20 protein-coding genes are annotated in these 12,987 nt (G+C 70.0%); 14 read left to right on the top strand and 6 right to left on the bottom strand.

Translation table 11 applies throughout. The features are described 5' to 3' along the window. The first annotated feature begins 3 nt into the window (after positions 1-3). Genes ACFC1T_RS16885 through ACFC1T_RS16870 form a run of 4 tightly spaced genes read left to right on the top strand, consistent with a single transcriptional unit; the run spans position 4 to position 3,962 of the window. Positions 4-933 carry a hypothetical protein gene (locus ACFC1T_RS16885; RefSeq protein ID WP_375889115.1) on the top strand — a complete coding sequence of 310 codons (930 nt, stop codon included), beginning with the start codon at positions 4-6 and terminating at the stop codon, positions 931-933. Positions 934-949: 16 nt separating this feature from the next. Beyond that, positions 950-2,137 carry a hypothetical protein gene (locus ACFC1T_RS16880; protein WP_375889113.1) on the top strand — a complete coding sequence of 396 codons (1,188 nt, stop codon included), beginning with the start codon at positions 950-952 and terminating at the stop codon, positions 2,135-2,137. Beyond that, positions 2,134-3,225, top strand: coding sequence for a hypothetical protein (locus tag ACFC1T_RS16875; RefSeq protein ID WP_375889111.1), 1,092 nt, complete (start codon positions 2,134-2,136; stop codon positions 3,223-3,225). The genes ACFC1T_RS16880 and ACFC1T_RS16875 overlap by 4 nt, the downstream gene beginning before the upstream one ends. After that, positions 3,225-3,962, top strand: coding sequence for a hypothetical protein (locus ACFC1T_RS16870; protein WP_375889109.1), 738 nt, complete (start codon positions 3,225-3,227; stop codon positions 3,960-3,962). The genes ACFC1T_RS16875 and ACFC1T_RS16870 overlap by 1 nt, the downstream gene beginning before the upstream one ends. Before the next feature lies 1 nt (position 3,963). On the opposite strand, the gene ACFC1T_RS16865 is transcribed toward ACFC1T_RS16870, so the two are convergent. Then, positions 3,964-4,416 (bottom strand): hypothetical protein, encoded by a 453-nt coding sequence (locus ACFC1T_RS16865; RefSeq protein ID WP_375889107.1) that lies wholly within the window; start codon positions 4,414-4,416, stop codon positions 3,964-3,966. Positions 4,417-4,569: 153 nt separating this feature from the next. Here ACFC1T_RS16865 and ACFC1T_RS16860 point away from each other — a divergent pair, with 153 nt between their 5' ends. From ACFC1T_RS16860 to ACFC1T_RS16840, 5 genes are read left to right on the top strand one after another with little or no spacing between them, the layout of a single operon-like run. After that, entirely contained in the window at positions 4,570-5,010 is a 441-nt protein-coding gene (locus tag ACFC1T_RS16860) for a hypothetical protein (RefSeq protein ID WP_375889104.1), read from the top strand. Continuing rightward, positions 5,010-5,153 (top strand): hypothetical protein, encoded by a 144-nt coding sequence (locus ACFC1T_RS16855; protein ID WP_375889101.1) that lies wholly within the window; start codon positions 5,010-5,012, stop codon positions 5,151-5,153. The genes ACFC1T_RS16860 and ACFC1T_RS16855 overlap by 1 nt, the downstream gene beginning before the upstream one ends. Next, on the top strand, positions 5,153-6,631 hold the full coding sequence (locus tag ACFC1T_RS16850) for a GH25 family lysozyme (protein ID WP_375889098.1): 1,479 nt from the start codon (positions 5,153-5,155) through the stop codon (positions 6,629-6,631). Before ACFC1T_RS16855 ends, ACFC1T_RS16850 begins: the two co-directional genes overlap by 1 nt. A gap of 2 nt (positions 6,632-6,633) precedes the next feature. Continuing rightward, on the top strand, positions 6,634-7,005 hold the full coding sequence (locus ACFC1T_RS16845) for a hypothetical protein (RefSeq protein ID WP_375889095.1): 372 nt from the start codon (positions 6,634-6,636) through the stop codon (positions 7,003-7,005). 56 nt (positions 7,006-7,061) lie between these two features. Further along, the gene (locus tag ACFC1T_RS16840) at positions 7,062-7,259 is read left to right on the top strand and encodes a hypothetical protein (protein ID WP_375889093.1); all 198 of its coding nucleotides are present in this window, start codon (positions 7,062-7,064) and stop codon (positions 7,257-7,259) included. A 56-nt stretch (positions 7,260-7,315) separates the two neighbouring features. On the opposite strand, the gene ACFC1T_RS16835 is transcribed toward ACFC1T_RS16840, so the two are convergent. The 3 genes from ACFC1T_RS16835 to ACFC1T_RS16825 form a co-directional block, all read right to left on the bottom strand. After that, entirely contained in the window at positions 7,316-7,489 is a 174-nt protein-coding gene (locus tag ACFC1T_RS16835; protein WP_375889091.1) for a hypothetical protein, read from the bottom strand. A gap of 85 nt (positions 7,490-7,574) precedes the next feature. Continuing rightward, the gene (locus ACFC1T_RS16830; RefSeq protein WP_375889090.1) at positions 7,575-7,763 is read right to left on the bottom strand and encodes a hypothetical protein; all 189 of its coding nucleotides are present in this window, start codon (positions 7,761-7,763) and stop codon (positions 7,575-7,577) included. Positions 7,764-7,782: 19 nt separating this feature from the next. Then, positions 7,783-8,046 carry a hypothetical protein gene (locus ACFC1T_RS16825; protein ID WP_375889089.1) on the bottom strand — a complete coding sequence of 88 codons (264 nt, stop codon included), beginning with the start codon at positions 8,044-8,046 and terminating at the stop codon, positions 7,783-7,785. Positions 8,047-8,109: 63 nt separating this feature from the next. On the opposite strand from ACFC1T_RS16825, the gene ACFC1T_RS16820 reads away from it, so the two are divergent. The 4 genes from ACFC1T_RS16820 to ACFC1T_RS16805 all read left to right on the top strand — a co-directional run bounded on the left by ACFC1T_RS16820 (position 8,110) and on the right by ACFC1T_RS16805 (position 10,992). Then, positions 8,110-8,736 carry an HAD family hydrolase gene (locus ACFC1T_RS16820; RefSeq protein ID WP_375889209.1) on the top strand — a complete coding sequence of 209 codons (627 nt, stop codon included), beginning with the start codon at positions 8,110-8,112 and terminating at the stop codon, positions 8,734-8,736. 98 nt (positions 8,737-8,834) lie between these two features. Then, the gene (locus ACFC1T_RS16815) at positions 8,835-10,019 is read left to right on the top strand and encodes a helix-turn-helix domain-containing protein (RefSeq protein ID WP_375889088.1); all 1,185 of its coding nucleotides are present in this window, start codon (positions 8,835-8,837) and stop codon (positions 10,017-10,019) included. Between the two features lie 476 nt (positions 10,020-10,495). Further along, positions 10,496-10,813 carry a hypothetical protein gene (locus ACFC1T_RS16810; protein WP_375889086.1) on the top strand — a complete coding sequence of 106 codons (318 nt, stop codon included), beginning with the start codon at positions 10,496-10,498 and terminating at the stop codon, positions 10,811-10,813. Further along, on the top strand, positions 10,810-10,992 hold the full coding sequence (locus tag ACFC1T_RS16805) for a hypothetical protein (RefSeq protein ID WP_375889085.1): 183 nt from the start codon (positions 10,810-10,812) through the stop codon (positions 10,990-10,992). Before ACFC1T_RS16810 ends, ACFC1T_RS16805 begins: the two co-directional genes overlap by 4 nt. Positions 10,993-11,366: 374 nt before the next feature. On the opposite strand, the gene ACFC1T_RS16800 is transcribed toward ACFC1T_RS16805, so the two are convergent. Beyond that, a complete protein-coding gene (locus tag ACFC1T_RS16800; RefSeq protein WP_375889082.1) occupies positions 11,367-11,612 on the bottom strand; it encodes a helix-turn-helix domain-containing protein in 246 nt (81 codons plus the stop codon). A gap of 28 nt (positions 11,613-11,640) precedes the next feature. On the opposite strand from ACFC1T_RS16800, the gene ACFC1T_RS16795 reads away from it, so the two are divergent. Further along, positions 11,641-11,976, top strand: coding sequence for a hypothetical protein (locus tag ACFC1T_RS16795; RefSeq protein ID WP_375889080.1), 336 nt, complete (start codon positions 11,641-11,643; stop codon positions 11,974-11,976). Here the strand turns inward: ACFC1T_RS16795 and ACFC1T_RS16790 are convergent. Beyond that, on the bottom strand, positions 11,957-12,961 hold the full coding sequence (locus ACFC1T_RS16790) for a LuxR C-terminal-related transcriptional regulator (RefSeq protein WP_375889077.1): 1,005 nt from the start codon (positions 12,959-12,961) through the stop codon (positions 11,957-11,959). The two genes, ACFC1T_RS16795 and ACFC1T_RS16790, sit on opposite strands and share 20 nt — an antisense overlap. Positions 12,962-12,987 lie beyond the last annotated feature (26 nt).

The following is a 12,987-nucleotide window of genomic DNA, read 5'->3' as shown; positions in this document are numbered from 1 at the left end:
CTCGTGGCTGGTGAACTGGTCACCGGGCCCGGCCTCATCCAGTGGGGCAGCCTCCTCCTCGGCCGTCGGCAGGCCACCGGCACGGTGACCCCGTACCGGTGGCGCTCGATCACCGGCTGGGAGGAGACCCCGGGCCTGGACTCCGGCACGGTCAACCGCTCGCAGCAGGACGGCGCATGGCCCGGCCGCCTGCTCGCCCAGCCCCGCACCGTCACCGTCGACGGGGTAATGGTGCGGGCGCCGGCCGGGCAGATCGGCGCCGCCGTCCGAAACCTGAACGCTGCCTGCTCGATCGGGCAGGACGAGCAGCCCCTCGTCATCCAGACCGACGACCGCGGACCGATGCTCCTCAACGCCCGGCTCCTGCGGCGGAGTCTGCCGGTCGACCCCACATGGCAGCTGGGGTGGGCGGCCGGCGGCGCGCTGCAGTGGCAGGCCACCGACCCGCGCCGCTACCAGCTCACCCAGCAATCGGCCAGCACCGCGCTGCCCGCGCCCGAGGCCGGGCTGCCCTGGGGCAGCCCGACGGAGACCGGACTCAGCTGGGGCACGCCCACCGAAACCGGCCTCAACTGGGGCTCGCCCGGCTCGACGGGCGACATCCTCGCCGTCAACAGCGGCGACGCCCCCGTGCACCCGGTGATCGAGATCCGGGGCCCGGTCGACTCTCCGGCGGTCACGATGCCGTCCACCGGGCTGGTGCTGGAGTACCAGATTCTCCTCGCCGCGAGCGACGTCCTGACGATCGACACCTGGGCCGGCACCGTGCTGCTGGCCGGCCAGTCCCGCATCGGCACCGCCTCTCTCCGCTCAGCCCCTGAGGGCAGCTTCACCCTGCCGCCCGGCGCGACCACGCTCTCGTTCCGGGCCGCGCCCGGATTCGTCAACCCGGCCGCCAGCGCCACCGTGCGCTGGCGCTCCGCCTACTGGTGATCAGGAGGACCACCCCATGACCGTGCGCTCCGCCTGGCACCTCAACCCCGGCCAGTCCCGCCAGGACACCAGGCTCTCCCCGGTCGGCACGATGGTGCCGCTGGACGCCACTCAGACCCGCTCCGGGGTGCTGCCCGGCGGGACCCCGCTGGCGCTCACCATGTCCGCGATGACGGCCACCATCGCCACCGGCCGGGCCGTCGTCCAGGGCACCGCCACCCAGGGCGCCTACCCGATGGTCGTGTCCGCCGCCGAGGCCGTCACCATTGCCCCCGGGCACGCCTCCCTGGACCGGATCGACACCCTGTTCCTGGTGGCGTACGACCAGCTCTACGACACCTCCGGCCAGACCCTGGCCGCGATCGCCTACACCCAGGGCACCCCGTCCTCGACGCCGACGGCTCCGACCGCGCCGGCCACCGGCACCGCCTACCTCAGGCTGTGGGACATCCGAGTCCCCGCCGGAGCGTCCGCCGGCGCCCCGCCTAACTGGATCGGTGCCGGCCTGCTCACCGACCGCCGGGTCTACACCGCCTCGCTCGGCGGCATCACCCCCGACGGCGGCACCGCCGGCGCGTACGCCGGGCAGTACCGGGACGGCGGCACGGCCACCGGCCTGGAGCGCTACAACGGCTCCGCATGGGAGTCCCGGCTCTACCTCGGCACCGCCGGCCAGGTCGTCATCGGCACGGACGTCAACCTGTACCGAGGCGCCGCCAACCAGCTCCGGACCGACGACGACTTGGCCATCGGCGGCAACCTGACCGGCGCCGCGAACGTCAACACCGGTGCCTGGACCACATTCACACCCACCTGGTCTTGCCTCGGCGCCGGCACCCAGCCCAGCCTCGGCAACGGCACCCTCACCAGCCGCTGGTGCCGGATCGGCCGCACCATCCACTGGACCGGCCAGCTGACGATCGGCAGTACCACCGGCACGGGGAGCGGCCTGTGGTTCATGAGCCTGCCGGTGCCACAGGTCCAAGACGGCATCAGCCGCCTCGGGTCGATGAATCTGATCGCCGCCGGGAACAACTACATGGGCCTGGCCTCGTCCAATCCCAGCGACACGCAGGGCTGTGCGTTCGTCGTGAAGACGTCGACCTCAACGACCAGCGCGGGCAACGTGGGGCCGTCCTCACCACTCACAATCGCCGCGGGTCACCAGATGATCTGGAGCCTGACGTACGAGGCCGCGTCGTGACGTACCAGCTGCTGGTGACCGATCTGCGGTCGGACTCGCTGATGGACCGCCTGCCGGTACAGCAGGTGACCTGCGACGACTACATCGGCAAGTCGGGCACGTTCAGCGGCACCATCCCGGTGCCGGACCTGACGACGGCCCGCCGCGTGCAGGACGCGTTGATCTCCGGCCGCACCGCGCTCTGGCTCCTGCGGGGCAGCTCCGTGGTGTGGTCGGGGATCATGTGGACGGACGTGCAGGTGTCCGTCGACCGCGGGGCGTCCTCCGTGCAGATCCAGGCCTCAACGGCGGAGAGCTACCTGCGGGACCACCGGCAGATCGTCGACCACCGGATCTACACCGCCACCGACCAGCTCGACATCGTCCGCGACCTGGTCAACTACGCCCAGGGCAAAAGCGGCGGGAACATCGGCATCGAGGTCCCGGTCACCCCGGCGTCCGGGGTGCTGAGGGACCGGACATTCGTGATGTGGGACCTGGCCTACATCGGCCGGCGAATCGACGAACTCGCCGCCACGGCGAACGGGTTCGAGTGGCGGATCAACTACTACCGCGACGGCAACGGGGCCCGGCACCGGGTCCTCCAGCTCGGCTACCCCCGGATCACCATGGGCACCTCGGACACGGTACTGAGCATGCCCGGCCAGATCCTCAGCTACAAGATGAACCGGGACGCGTCGGTACAGGCCAACGCCTGGATCGCACGGGGGGCCACCCCCAACAGCAACCTGGCGGCGGCCAGCTACCCCCTCCTGTCCGCGGCGCTCACCAGCCCGGCCGACTACGCCGCCGGCTGGCCGCGGCTCGACGGAAGCAGCGACTACTCCTCGGTCACCGACCCGACCACCCTGCAGCAGCACGCCGAGGCCGACCTGGCCCGCCAGGCCCGGCCCGTGGTGATCCCCCAGGTGACCATCCGGCCCGGCGACGACGGCCTGCCCGCCCTCGGCTCCACCGTCCGCCTGCGGATCGTGGACCTCTGGCACCCCACCGGCTACAACGCCCGCTACCGCGTGGTCGGGTGGCGGCTGACCCCGGAGGAGCGCGGCCGGGCCGAGTCCGCCGACCTGTACTTGGAGGTGGCCTGATGCCGCAGGTGCCGTATGACATCCTCGACCGCATCCGCGACCTGGAGCAGGGGCAGCGCGACATCTACGGGCGCCTGAGCCAGCGGCCCGCGCAGAACCAGATCCAGGGCGGCAACGTCACGGTCGGCCAGGGCGGGCGCTTCTTCGCCACGTCGCCGACCGGAATCGCGATCGTCTACATCGGCGACATCGACCCGCCGCACCCGGACGGGTCCCGCCAGACCGGCATGATCGTGAGCCGTGAGGACAACTCACCTGCCATGTCGGTCTGGGACGGCGCCGGAGGCACCCAGGCCGTGATCCTCTGGGACCGCCACGGCAACCCCATCGTCTCGGAGGACCGCAACACCGGGCAGGGCCTGAGCAGGCCGTTCATCGGCGGCGGCACCTGGTTCGGGGGGACCGAACAGCCGCAGTACACCACCAGCTCAACCTCGTTCGCGACGCTGATGCTGTCGCCCTGGATCAAGCAGCAGCCCAACCTGACCGCGTGGTACCTGGTCCGTTGCTCCGACGGTACGACCTCGGGCGAGATCCAGCTCACGGACAACGCGGGCACCGCCATCAGCCCGGTCATCAGCGTCGGCTCCGGGGCGTTCTTCTACGGCAGCACGAGCGGCCCGGTGGCGGGCGCGCACGAGTCGACGACATACCTGCGGTGGCAGGCCCGGGTCCTACCGGGCAGCACCGGAAACATCGGCGTCAAGGGCTTGGCCACCTACGGCACAACGTCCTGAATCAGGGCCGAATGGGAGTCGCCGACGGGATTGTTGCCTCGGGACCGTGCGAGGGGTACGGGCCGTTGTCGACGGTGCCCTTGCCGCCGTTGTTCCAGCCGTCGGGGTCAGCCGGAGTGGTTACCGGCGCGGGCGGCTGGGTGGCAGGGGCCGACGGCTGACCGCCGGTTGGCGGCTCGGGGACGTCCTGCTGCTGCGGCTGGGTCACGGTCTTCTCCTTCGTACTGCTGCTCTTGGTGGTGCTGGGCTTCGCCGATGCGGCCTGGCTCGGGTGCTGAACCGGGGCGGTGGCCGACGTGCTCGGCACGACGGTCGGCGACGCGGCAGCCGGGCTCGTCTCGGCCACCAGGGTCGGGCTGACTTCGGCGGCCACCTGCTGCTGCGGCGCGGCCGGCTTATCGCCGCTGCTGGTCAGAGCGGCGGCGGTCACGCTCCCGCCCGCGATCACCACCACGCTGCCGATGATCGCCCACGTCTGACGGCTCAACATGCCTACCCCCTCGGCTGGTTCACGTCTGCCCCGACCGTACCGGCACCAGCCGACACACCGCCATCACATCCCACCCCCGTGCCACCGGCTCGGGGCTCCCTACTACCCGGAGCCAACATGTCCCCTGCTCGCCAGCACGACGCAATAGCGGCCCACGACCAGGCCTCAACCCACCACTACACGATGCACTACCCGGCGCATCCGCCCCGCGAGGGCGACCCGCACTACCGGGACTTCGAGCACTTCCGAAAGGCCACCGAGGCCACGGCCGTCTGTCACTTCGCCGAGCGACGCCACGGCGACTCCTCCGAGTGTGGCGGCAGCCTCGAACTGCACCACGCCCACGTGGAGTTCAGCCTCCAGCAAGGTGTCGACCTCGCCGTCCTGGAGGCCGACTACCCGGGCATCGGCAATCCGGACGAGGTCGGTGCCTGGGTGGAGTCTGCGGACAACCTGGTCTGGTACTGCGCCCAGCACCACCGCGGCCACGGCGGTGTGCACACCGCCACCGCAAGCGACTTCGAGGCTTCGGTCTACGTCCGGGGGCTGATCAGCTGATGGCCGCATTCTGGGGACAGGTGTGGCCGAACTTGGCCGCGTCGGCGATCTGGGCGCCGGCCGCGTTCGCCACCCATCACCTGCTGGTCCGGCGCCATCTGCAGCGCATCCACAGCGCGTTGACCGGAAGGGGGGAGGCCTGATGGCGAACGCTCGCGGCTACGACGTCTCCGACTACCAGTCGAGCATTCCGTCGGACGCTGAGTTCGTGTTCGTGAAGGCGTCCGAAGGCGCCCGGACCGAGCAGGCTGGGTACGCGGCCAAGGTGGCCGAAGCCCGGCGTCGCGGCATCGTGCTCGGCCACTATCACTTCATCCACTGCGAGAACCCCGTCCAGGGCGAGATCGACCACTTCTGCCGGGTGGTCGGCGCCGTGCTGCCCGACGAGCTGCTGGTGCTGGACTTCGAGCCGTACGGCCAGCCGGTTACCGACTCAGCCGCGACGGCGGCGAAGAACACCTGGCTGGCGGCGGTCAAGCAGCGCTATCCGAACAACCGGGTCGGCCTGTACACGAGCGTCGACTGGTGGCGCCGGACGGACGACAGCTACGGGGACTTCCTGTGGATCGCCGACTACGTGGCGGCGGGGAGCCCGAGGGTCCAGGCGCCGTGGAAGTTCCACCAGTGGACGGACAGCCCCCTCGATGCCGACGTGTACAACGGCACCCTCGATGAGCTGCGGGCCTGGGCCGGAACGGGTGCCACCTCCCAGGCCCAGGCCGCCCCGGCGCCAGCCGCGTCGTGGCCTGGTCTGCAGTTGGTGACTCGCGACCAATGGGGCGCCCGGCCCTGGCGTGAGCCCAACGGTTCGATCCCGTACGCGGGACCGCGGGCTGGCGTGAAGGTCCACTACCTCGGCACGCAGTACCAGTTCGGCGCCCACGAGACCTGCCCCGCCTACGTCCGCAAGATCCAGGCCTCGCACATGGACGGCAACGGCTGGTCCGACATCGGATACAGCTACGTCGTCTGCGAGCACGGCGTCGTGTTCGAGGGCCGCGGGCTCACCCGCCGCAACTCGGCCAACGGTGACGTCCCGCTCAACGAAGCCCACTACGCCGTCTGTGCACTCCTCGGCGACGCCGGCTCGACCGTGCCGACCCCCGAGCAGCTCCAGGGCTTGCGCGACGCCATCGAGTACTGCCAGCAGCGCGGACCGGCCGGGCCCGAGATCAAGGGCCACCGGGACGGCTACCAGACCGACTGCCCCGGCGGCCCGCTCTACAGCTGGGTGCAGGCCGGGGCCCCACGACCTCAGGAGGCCGACATGCCCCTCACCGACGCCGACAAGGCCGCCATCATCGACATCGTCGCTAACACCAAGCGATCCGGGCCGCCGCGCGATCTCGACGCCTACGCGGTCGCCAACCTTTTCGCATACGCGCTTGCCGGCCAGACGCCGCCCGGTGGGGACGACGGCGTGGCCCAGATGGCTGGTTGGCTGCACCAGACGTTCCAGACCTGCACAGCGGCCGTGGTGGACGACAGGCTGCAGGCCTTCGGACTGGAGGCCAAGGTGGCCGCCGCCGTGCAGGCCGCCGTCGGTCCGGCAGTGGCCGCTGCCCTCGCCTCCGGCATCCAACTCACCGTCACGCCCGCCACCGCCCCGAAGGGAAACTGATCATGCCTCGCATTCTCGGCCGTGAGCCCGCCCTGTGGCTCGGCCTGGTCGCGGTTCTCGTCAAGGCCGCCACAGCGTTCGGGCTTCATGTGACGCCGGACCAGCAGGCACTGGTCAATGCGGCTGCCGCTGCTCTCGTCGGCGCGATCGTGGCGTTCATCGTCCACGACGGTGCGGCCGCCGCGATCCTCGGCCTGGTCCAGGCGGCCATTGCCCTCGCGGTCGGCTACGGCCTGGACTGGACGGCGGACCAGCAGGCCGTGGCGATGTCGCTGGTGGCCGCTGCCGTGGCGATGTGGACCCGCACGCAGGTGACCGCGCCGGTTCCGGCGCTGGCCCAGCTGCCGCTGCCTTCCGTTGCGAGCCGCGAGTGACTAGCCCGGCCCCGGAGGTCTCCATCGCGCTCGAACTCGCGGAACTTCGCCGGAGCGTGGACGTTGGCAATGCGACGACTCAGGGGCAGCTCGCGCTTCTGGTGCAGCGGGGTGACCAGACGGACCGGAGACTGGATGACCACGAGGGGCGGCTGGACTCGCTGGAGCGTGGCCGGTGGCCGCTGCCGGCGATCGGCGCCCTGACCGGCCTTGCAGGCCTGGTGGCCGGTGTCGCGCCGCTCATCTCCCGCTGAACCACGACGCCCCCGTCCTCCTTCGGGAGGGCGGGGGCGCTTCGTTGTGTGCGGGGTCAGCCCTGGGGCGGGTACTGGCCGTCGAACCCGCGGTACTTCGTGACGGTCTTGCGTCCGCGGCGGGCCATGAGGAACACGGGGATCCACAGGCCGCAGGTCGCGAGGATCATGAACGAGTGGCCAGCGAGGGCGAACGGCCCCATCTTGCGGCGGGTCACGACTTTGGGCATGGGTCCTCCTGTGGCCGGTGGGCACGAACCTACCGACGGCCGGAGGTCTGGTGTCCGAGTTGTGGCTGACCTGTGACCAATGTGGTTACGGGCTGTCGTGCGTCCAGCGCCATACGCCCTCGGTGTCCGGTACGTACCAGGATCGGCCGCCCCCACCGTACGCGGAGTGGGGGCTGATGAGGGCGGTGCCGGGGTCGGGGTCGGCGATGTCCACGACGGTGTTGTAGCCGTCCAGCGGGCCGCCGTGGAGGGTCACCGTCTGCCAGTTCTCCATGAGGCCATGATGCCCGAGATCAGGCTGCGGCCTGCGCTTCGCCGTCGAGGTGGGCCTTGGCGGCGTCGAGGCTGGCCTGCCAGGTCTGCGCGTAGCAGGCGCCGGTACGGGCCTCTTCCCAGATCGGGTGCGCGCGGAGGGCGAGCACCCGGTCGACGTAGGCGTCCCGCGCGGCGTTGACGTCGCCGTCGGCCTCCCGGACCGCGGTCATGGCCCGGTCGGCCTCGACCACGGCGGCGTGCAGGGGCAGCAGGTCATCCGGGAGCGGCAGCGGCTTGGGCATGTAGCCATCGTACGAGAGGGTGCCGACAGGACGTCCTCCCGCCGCTAGGCTCGCCGTGTGACCGTGCGATCTGTGGTGTTCGACATCGGCGAAACCCTGACCAGCGACACCCGCTACTGGGGAGACTGGGCCCGCTGGCTCGAAATCCCCACGCACACTATGTCGGCCCTGGTCGGGGCCGTGCTCGCGCAGGGGCGGGACAACGCAGACGCGATCCGGATTGCTCGGCCAGGTGTCGACGTTGCCGCCGAGTGGCGGGCCAGGCAGGCTGCGGGACAGGGCGACTACCTCGATGAGTCCGACCTCTACCCGGATGTTCGGCCGGCTCTGGCCCAGCTGCAGGCGGTAGGGCTGTGGGTTGGGATCTCGGGCAACCAGAACGCCGCGGTGACCGAGTTGCTGCGCGGCCTCGGCCTGCCAGCCGATGCGATCGCCACGTCCGGCGAGTGGGGGGTGTACAAGCCGAACCCGGTCTTCTTCGAGCGGGTGACGGCCTGGGCCCCTGGCGAGCCTCACGAGATCGTGTACGTCGGCGATCACCCGGCGAACGATATCGCGCCGGCCCAGGCTGCCGGCCTTCGGGCGGCGCATCTTCGCCGCGGTCCGATCGGTCTCACGACTAACGCGCCCGGCGCGGACTGGACGGTCGGCTCACTGACCGAGCTGGCTGAGCTGTTGGCCGACCTGTAGCAAGACCGCCCCGACGGTCATACCGTCGGGGCGAATCCGCCCGGCGTCGTACAGGCGCCGGTACCGTTCCGAGTGCGACCACGGAACGGAGCCACCTTATGCCCGGAACGACTGCTGCCGCACTCGGTCAGCGCATCGAAACTGCCCGGCACGCTGCTGGGTTGACTCGCCGCCAGGTGCACGAGGCGTCCGGCGTGAGCATCAGCATGCTCCGCAAGGTCGAGGACGGCGAGCGCTGGCCTTCTGATGCTGTGCTCGACGCCCTTGCGCAGGCAGTCCAGACCACGCCGGAGGAGCTGTTGGCGGGACCCCGGCGGACGGATAGCCGGGTGCATCAGGCCGTCCCCGAGCTGCAACGCGTGATCGCCGCGTACGACCTTCCGGAGGATGGTCCGGTCCGGTCGCTGCGGGAACTCGCGGCGGACGTGGACCAGGCGGTCGAGGACCGCGTGCAGTCCCAGTACGTGCGACTTGCTGAGCAAGTGCCGGTGCTGCTTGCGGAGCTGTTCCGTGCGGTCGACCAGGCTCGCGGTGCTGAGCGCGAGCAGGTCGCCCACTACCTCGCGCTGGCCATCCGTTCGGCGGACGCGGTGGCCTACAAGTACGGCTACCGCGACCTGAGCGCTCGTCTGGTGGAGCTGATGCGCTGGGCCGCGTCGATCGCCGCTGATCCCGCCCTCGAAGCCGCTGCAGCGTACGTCCGTATGGAGACCTACTTCTCCGCTGGCCAGCTCGACCCTGGTCTGCGGTCGCTCCAGGCCGCAGTCGATCGGATGCCAGCGCCGGCGACGGAGCCATTCGCTGCGGCTGCTGCCGCGCTGCACATGCGGGCAGCTGTCGCGGCTGGACGGATGGGGCGCCCGGACGAGGCTCGCGAGCATCTCCGGGACGCTGAGGCGTTGTCCCATCAGGTGCGGGAACGGCTGTACGACGGGACTGCCGTTGGTCCGGACTCCCTGGAGATCCACCGGCTCTCTGTGGCAGTCGAGGTTGGCGAGCAGGAGGATCTGCGGGCAGCGGTGAAGGCAGCGGGCCGGTGGGCACCTCCGCGGGAACTGCCTGCGGAGCGGCGGTCGCACTACTACATCGACCTCGGCCGTGCTCAGATGATGCTGGGGCAGCCGCAGCACGCACGGGAGTCGTTGCTGGTCGCGAGGCGGATTGCGCCGCAGCACGTACGAGAGCACGGCCAGGTCCGGGCCGAGCTGGCCACGATGGTCCGGCTGTCCCGCGGTAAGGACGAGCAGTTGCTCGCGTTCGCCCGGTGGGCCAGGGCGGTCTGAGGGGGTGCCACAGGTTGTGGCACTTGCGGGGGTAGCGCCCGGGGACGCTTAGTTGTGTGACAGGGACACCGAACCCGCAGGTCATCGACCCGGGATCAATAAGCCCGGCGCGACTCCACGGCGAGGCGTGCATCTGCTGCGGCTCACCTGAGCCACCGATGGTTGCGGCTGGTCATGTCTACACGTCGACCGGCTCCAGGACGGCGCCGCTCGGGTGGCCCGTGGTGGCCCACCCCACGTGCCTGGCGGCCGAGTCGTGACCGCGGTCGCGGCGTCGTGGCCGCCGCCGTCGGACCACATCGTCATCACGCTCGACGTCCGTCCCGTCGGGCGGTACGTCAGTGCGGAGTGCCAGCTCGGCGCGCACCACGGGTGTCCCGGTGGCCTGCGCGCCGGCGACGGCTCCGGGCCGTTGATCTGTCTCTGTCTCACCCCCGGCTGCTCGTGCAACCGACACCTGACCTAGGAGGTACCTGATGCTGCCCCGCGCCGAGACTTCGCGGCCGTTCCCGCCCGGACCGATCCAGGTCGAGTTCCGGCCGACCCACGGTCCCTTTCTCACGATCACGGTGAGCCCCGAGCAGTGGTGGGGCGAGGCCTGCATCCTCGGCACGGACTGCGCCAGCGGCGGCCCGCTGGTGCACGTCGGCTTCCTCTACAACATGGCCGCCATCCCGGGCACCATCGAATACAGCCACGGCGCGGACGCGCACGCGGACTGCCTGCGGCCCGAGAATCGCCGGATGCCCGCGCACAGCCACTGCAACCCGGCCGGAGCGAGGTCGAGCAAGTGAGCGCCGTCGGCGGTCAGCCAGTCCAGCCGATCATCACCGTGGGCAACTGCCCGTGCTGCTACGCGTACACCCGCGGGCGGCTGATCAAGACGGTCGACGAGCGTCGTGAGCTGGTCGAGCACGACGACTGCCCGGGGAGGCCTCCGCGCGGGATCCGGGCCCGTACCTACAACGGGTGAACACCAGCGTCAGTGGTCAGTTGCGCGCGACGATGGTGAACCAACTTCCGACCACGGAGAGGACGCCATGAGCGGCGTTGTCCCCTATGACCGGCAGGGCCGTTGGCCCGGTCGCCGCCGGGACGTCACAGCCCCGACGGAGAAGCGTCACCCCCAGTTCCCGCCGCCGGCCGAGATGCTGGCGGCTCTTGAGGAGGAGGACGAGATGCACGACGACGGACAGAACCCGGCTTCGGGAGGGTCTGGAGGCATCGGGGGCCCGAAGGCACCGCCGGCCGGACCGAACACCCCGCCGCCGCCGAACCCGCCGCCGACGGAGTAGCGCACCACCCCCCTGGCCGGCCGTACGGCGGTGCGGTCGGCCAGGCCCATGGTCATCCGTAGAGCAGGCGCCAGGTCTCAACGCCGAGGGCGCGGGCTGTGGCAACGAGGTCGTCCAGGCTGGGTGGCGTTTTGCCGATCTCCCAGTTCGATACCGATTGCCGGTCCCGGCCGATTAGTTCGCCGAGGCGTTCCTGGCTGATGCCGTGCTGGCGGCGTAGGTAACGGATCCGGTCGCCGACCTCGCGACGTTCCCGCAGTTGGCGGGTGTCTGGTTGTCGTTGGGGTGGGGTCGGCACCTCATGACCGTCACCCGATCAAGATCGAATGTCTGCATACCAAAGTCCCCATCTGCTCGACCTTGCGTTCGCCTATGATTGGTACATGCAACCGGGGGGACCGAACCGGGAGCACACCCTGCCTAGCTACATCCTCATCATCGACGGACAGCAGACACGACACGGCGACCTACAGAAAGCGATCGCCAACCTGCGTGACCGGCTCGGTTCCGCTGGCCTTGACCCCGCCCAACACGACGCGTACCTCTGGTTTCTCGATGACCCCGGCAGGGTTCACGACTTCATCACCGCAGATGGCGAGTACCGGCTGAACTACGTAGCTGGCCGGTCCGGGCACTCGGCAGTCATCCGACCAGAGGGCTGACGTCCTGATAGTGGGCCTCGTGCCGGCCGTACCAGTACGTCAGCTGTGGAAGCGACTCGACGCCCACTGCCTCTCGCAGGGGGGCAAGGTGCGTTGAGACCGTTCGCGGGGTGACGCCCAATGTACGTCCGATGACCTCCAGGCCGTCGCCGCGCACGAGCCCTTCCAGGATCGTCTTCTGCATCGGGGTGACCTCGACGAACGTTCCTCCTGTCCACGGCATCGCGCTGCCCCAGAGAAGATCCATCATCGTTGCCAGACACCGCACCACGGCCTCATCGTGGATGATCAGCGCTCGTTCGTCTGGGGGCGCCCCTTGCCCCTCCCAGGGCGTGAGGACCGCGGTCACTGCCGTCTTGCGATCGATGATGACCGTTCTGGGGAATCGCTGCGCGACGGTTCGCACCTTGGCCCCGTGCACAGTGACTGTCGCCGCCCAGCGGGCGGTCGGTTCATCGCGGCGCGCTGTGTAGTGGTTGATCGTGTGCATCTTCACGCCGCGCTGCAGGACTGCGATGTCACGTTGGTAGCTGAGGGCGAGCTGAGCGGCTGGCCTCGGGCCGTTCGGCTGGGCCGTGAAGAGCTCAGACTCACAGGCGGCCAGGAGCGGGGTCAGTCGGTCCTGGATGACGTCGAGGCCAGCCAGGTACTCAATGGCGCCACCCGTGGACGGTTGGGCCATCTGGTACGCGCCGATCAGGTCGTTCATCTCGCTGGCTACGGAGGCAGCTTGGGAGAGGTAGCGGCTGCCGAGGTTCTGCAGGTGGCTCTGCCAGTGCAGGGCTGCCGCCGATGCATTGAGGGCCGTGTAGTGCCCAGGACGAGCTGCGTCTGGGGCAGCAAGCCTCAGCCCGAGGAGTTCGTCAAGTGGGTTGCCGGGCTGCGGTGCGGTGTCCGATCCACTCAGCAGTTGTCGGTAGAGCTGCTTTGCTTCCGGACTCAGAAGGTTTTGATCAGCAGTCGCGCCCGAAGTGTCCACTTTCACCCCCGCGTTGGACTTCTACTGTCGGA

The sequence above is a fragment of the Kitasatospora sp. NPDC056076 genome, from assembly GCF_042266305.1.
Lineage (GTDB): Bacteria > Actinomycetota > Actinomycetes > Streptomycetales > Streptomycetaceae > Kitasatospora.
Note: the sequence above shows the minus strand (reverse complement) of the source record. Positions and strands in the feature narration are given on the sequence as shown.

What these genes read in the sequence shown, in the direction of transcription:
- ACFC1T_RS16830 (WP_375889090.1), bottom strand. Translation starts at nt 7,763, where the DNA reads ATGGAGAACTGGCAGACGGTGACCCTCCACGGCGGCCCGCTGGACGGC.
- ACFC1T_RS16870 (WP_375889109.1), top strand. Translation starts at nt 3,225, where the DNA reads ATGCCGCAGGTGCCGTATGACATCCTCGACCGCATCCGCGACCTGGAG.
- ACFC1T_RS16815 (WP_375889088.1), top strand. Translation starts at nt 8,835, where the DNA reads ATGCCCGGAACGACTGCTGCCGCACTCGGTCAGCGCATCGAAACTGCC.
- ACFC1T_RS16855 (WP_375889101.1), top strand. Translation starts at nt 5,010, where the DNA reads ATGGCCGCATTCTGGGGACAGGTGTGGCCGAACTTGGCCGCGTCGGCG.
- ACFC1T_RS16810 (WP_375889086.1), top strand. Translation starts at nt 10,496, where the DNA reads ATGCTGCCCCGCGCCGAGACTTCGCGGCCGTTCCCGCCCGGACCGATC.
- ACFC1T_RS16880 (WP_375889113.1), top strand. Translation starts at nt 950, where the DNA reads ATGACCGTGCGCTCCGCCTGGCACCTCAACCCCGGCCAGTCCCGCCAG.
- ACFC1T_RS16835 (WP_375889091.1), bottom strand. Translation starts at nt 7,489, where the DNA reads ATGCCCAAAGTCGTGACCCGCCGCAAGATGGGGCCGTTCGCCCTCGCT.
- ACFC1T_RS16850 (WP_375889098.1), top strand. Translation starts at nt 5,153, where the DNA reads ATGGCGAACGCTCGCGGCTACGACGTCTCCGACTACCAGTCGAGCATT.
- ACFC1T_RS16795 (WP_375889080.1), top strand. Translation starts at nt 11,641, where the DNA reads ATGTCTGCATACCAAAGTCCCCATCTGCTCGACCTTGCGTTCGCCTAT.
- ACFC1T_RS16860 (WP_375889104.1), top strand. Translation starts at nt 4,570, where the DNA reads ATGTCCCCTGCTCGCCAGCACGACGCAATAGCGGCCCACGACCAGGCC.
- ACFC1T_RS16845 (WP_375889095.1), top strand. Translation starts at nt 6,634, where the DNA reads ATGCCTCGCATTCTCGGCCGTGAGCCCGCCCTGTGGCTCGGCCTGGTC.
- ACFC1T_RS16825 (WP_375889089.1), bottom strand. Translation starts at nt 8,046, where the DNA reads ATGCCCAAGCCGCTGCCGCTCCCGGATGACCTGCTGCCCCTGCACGCC.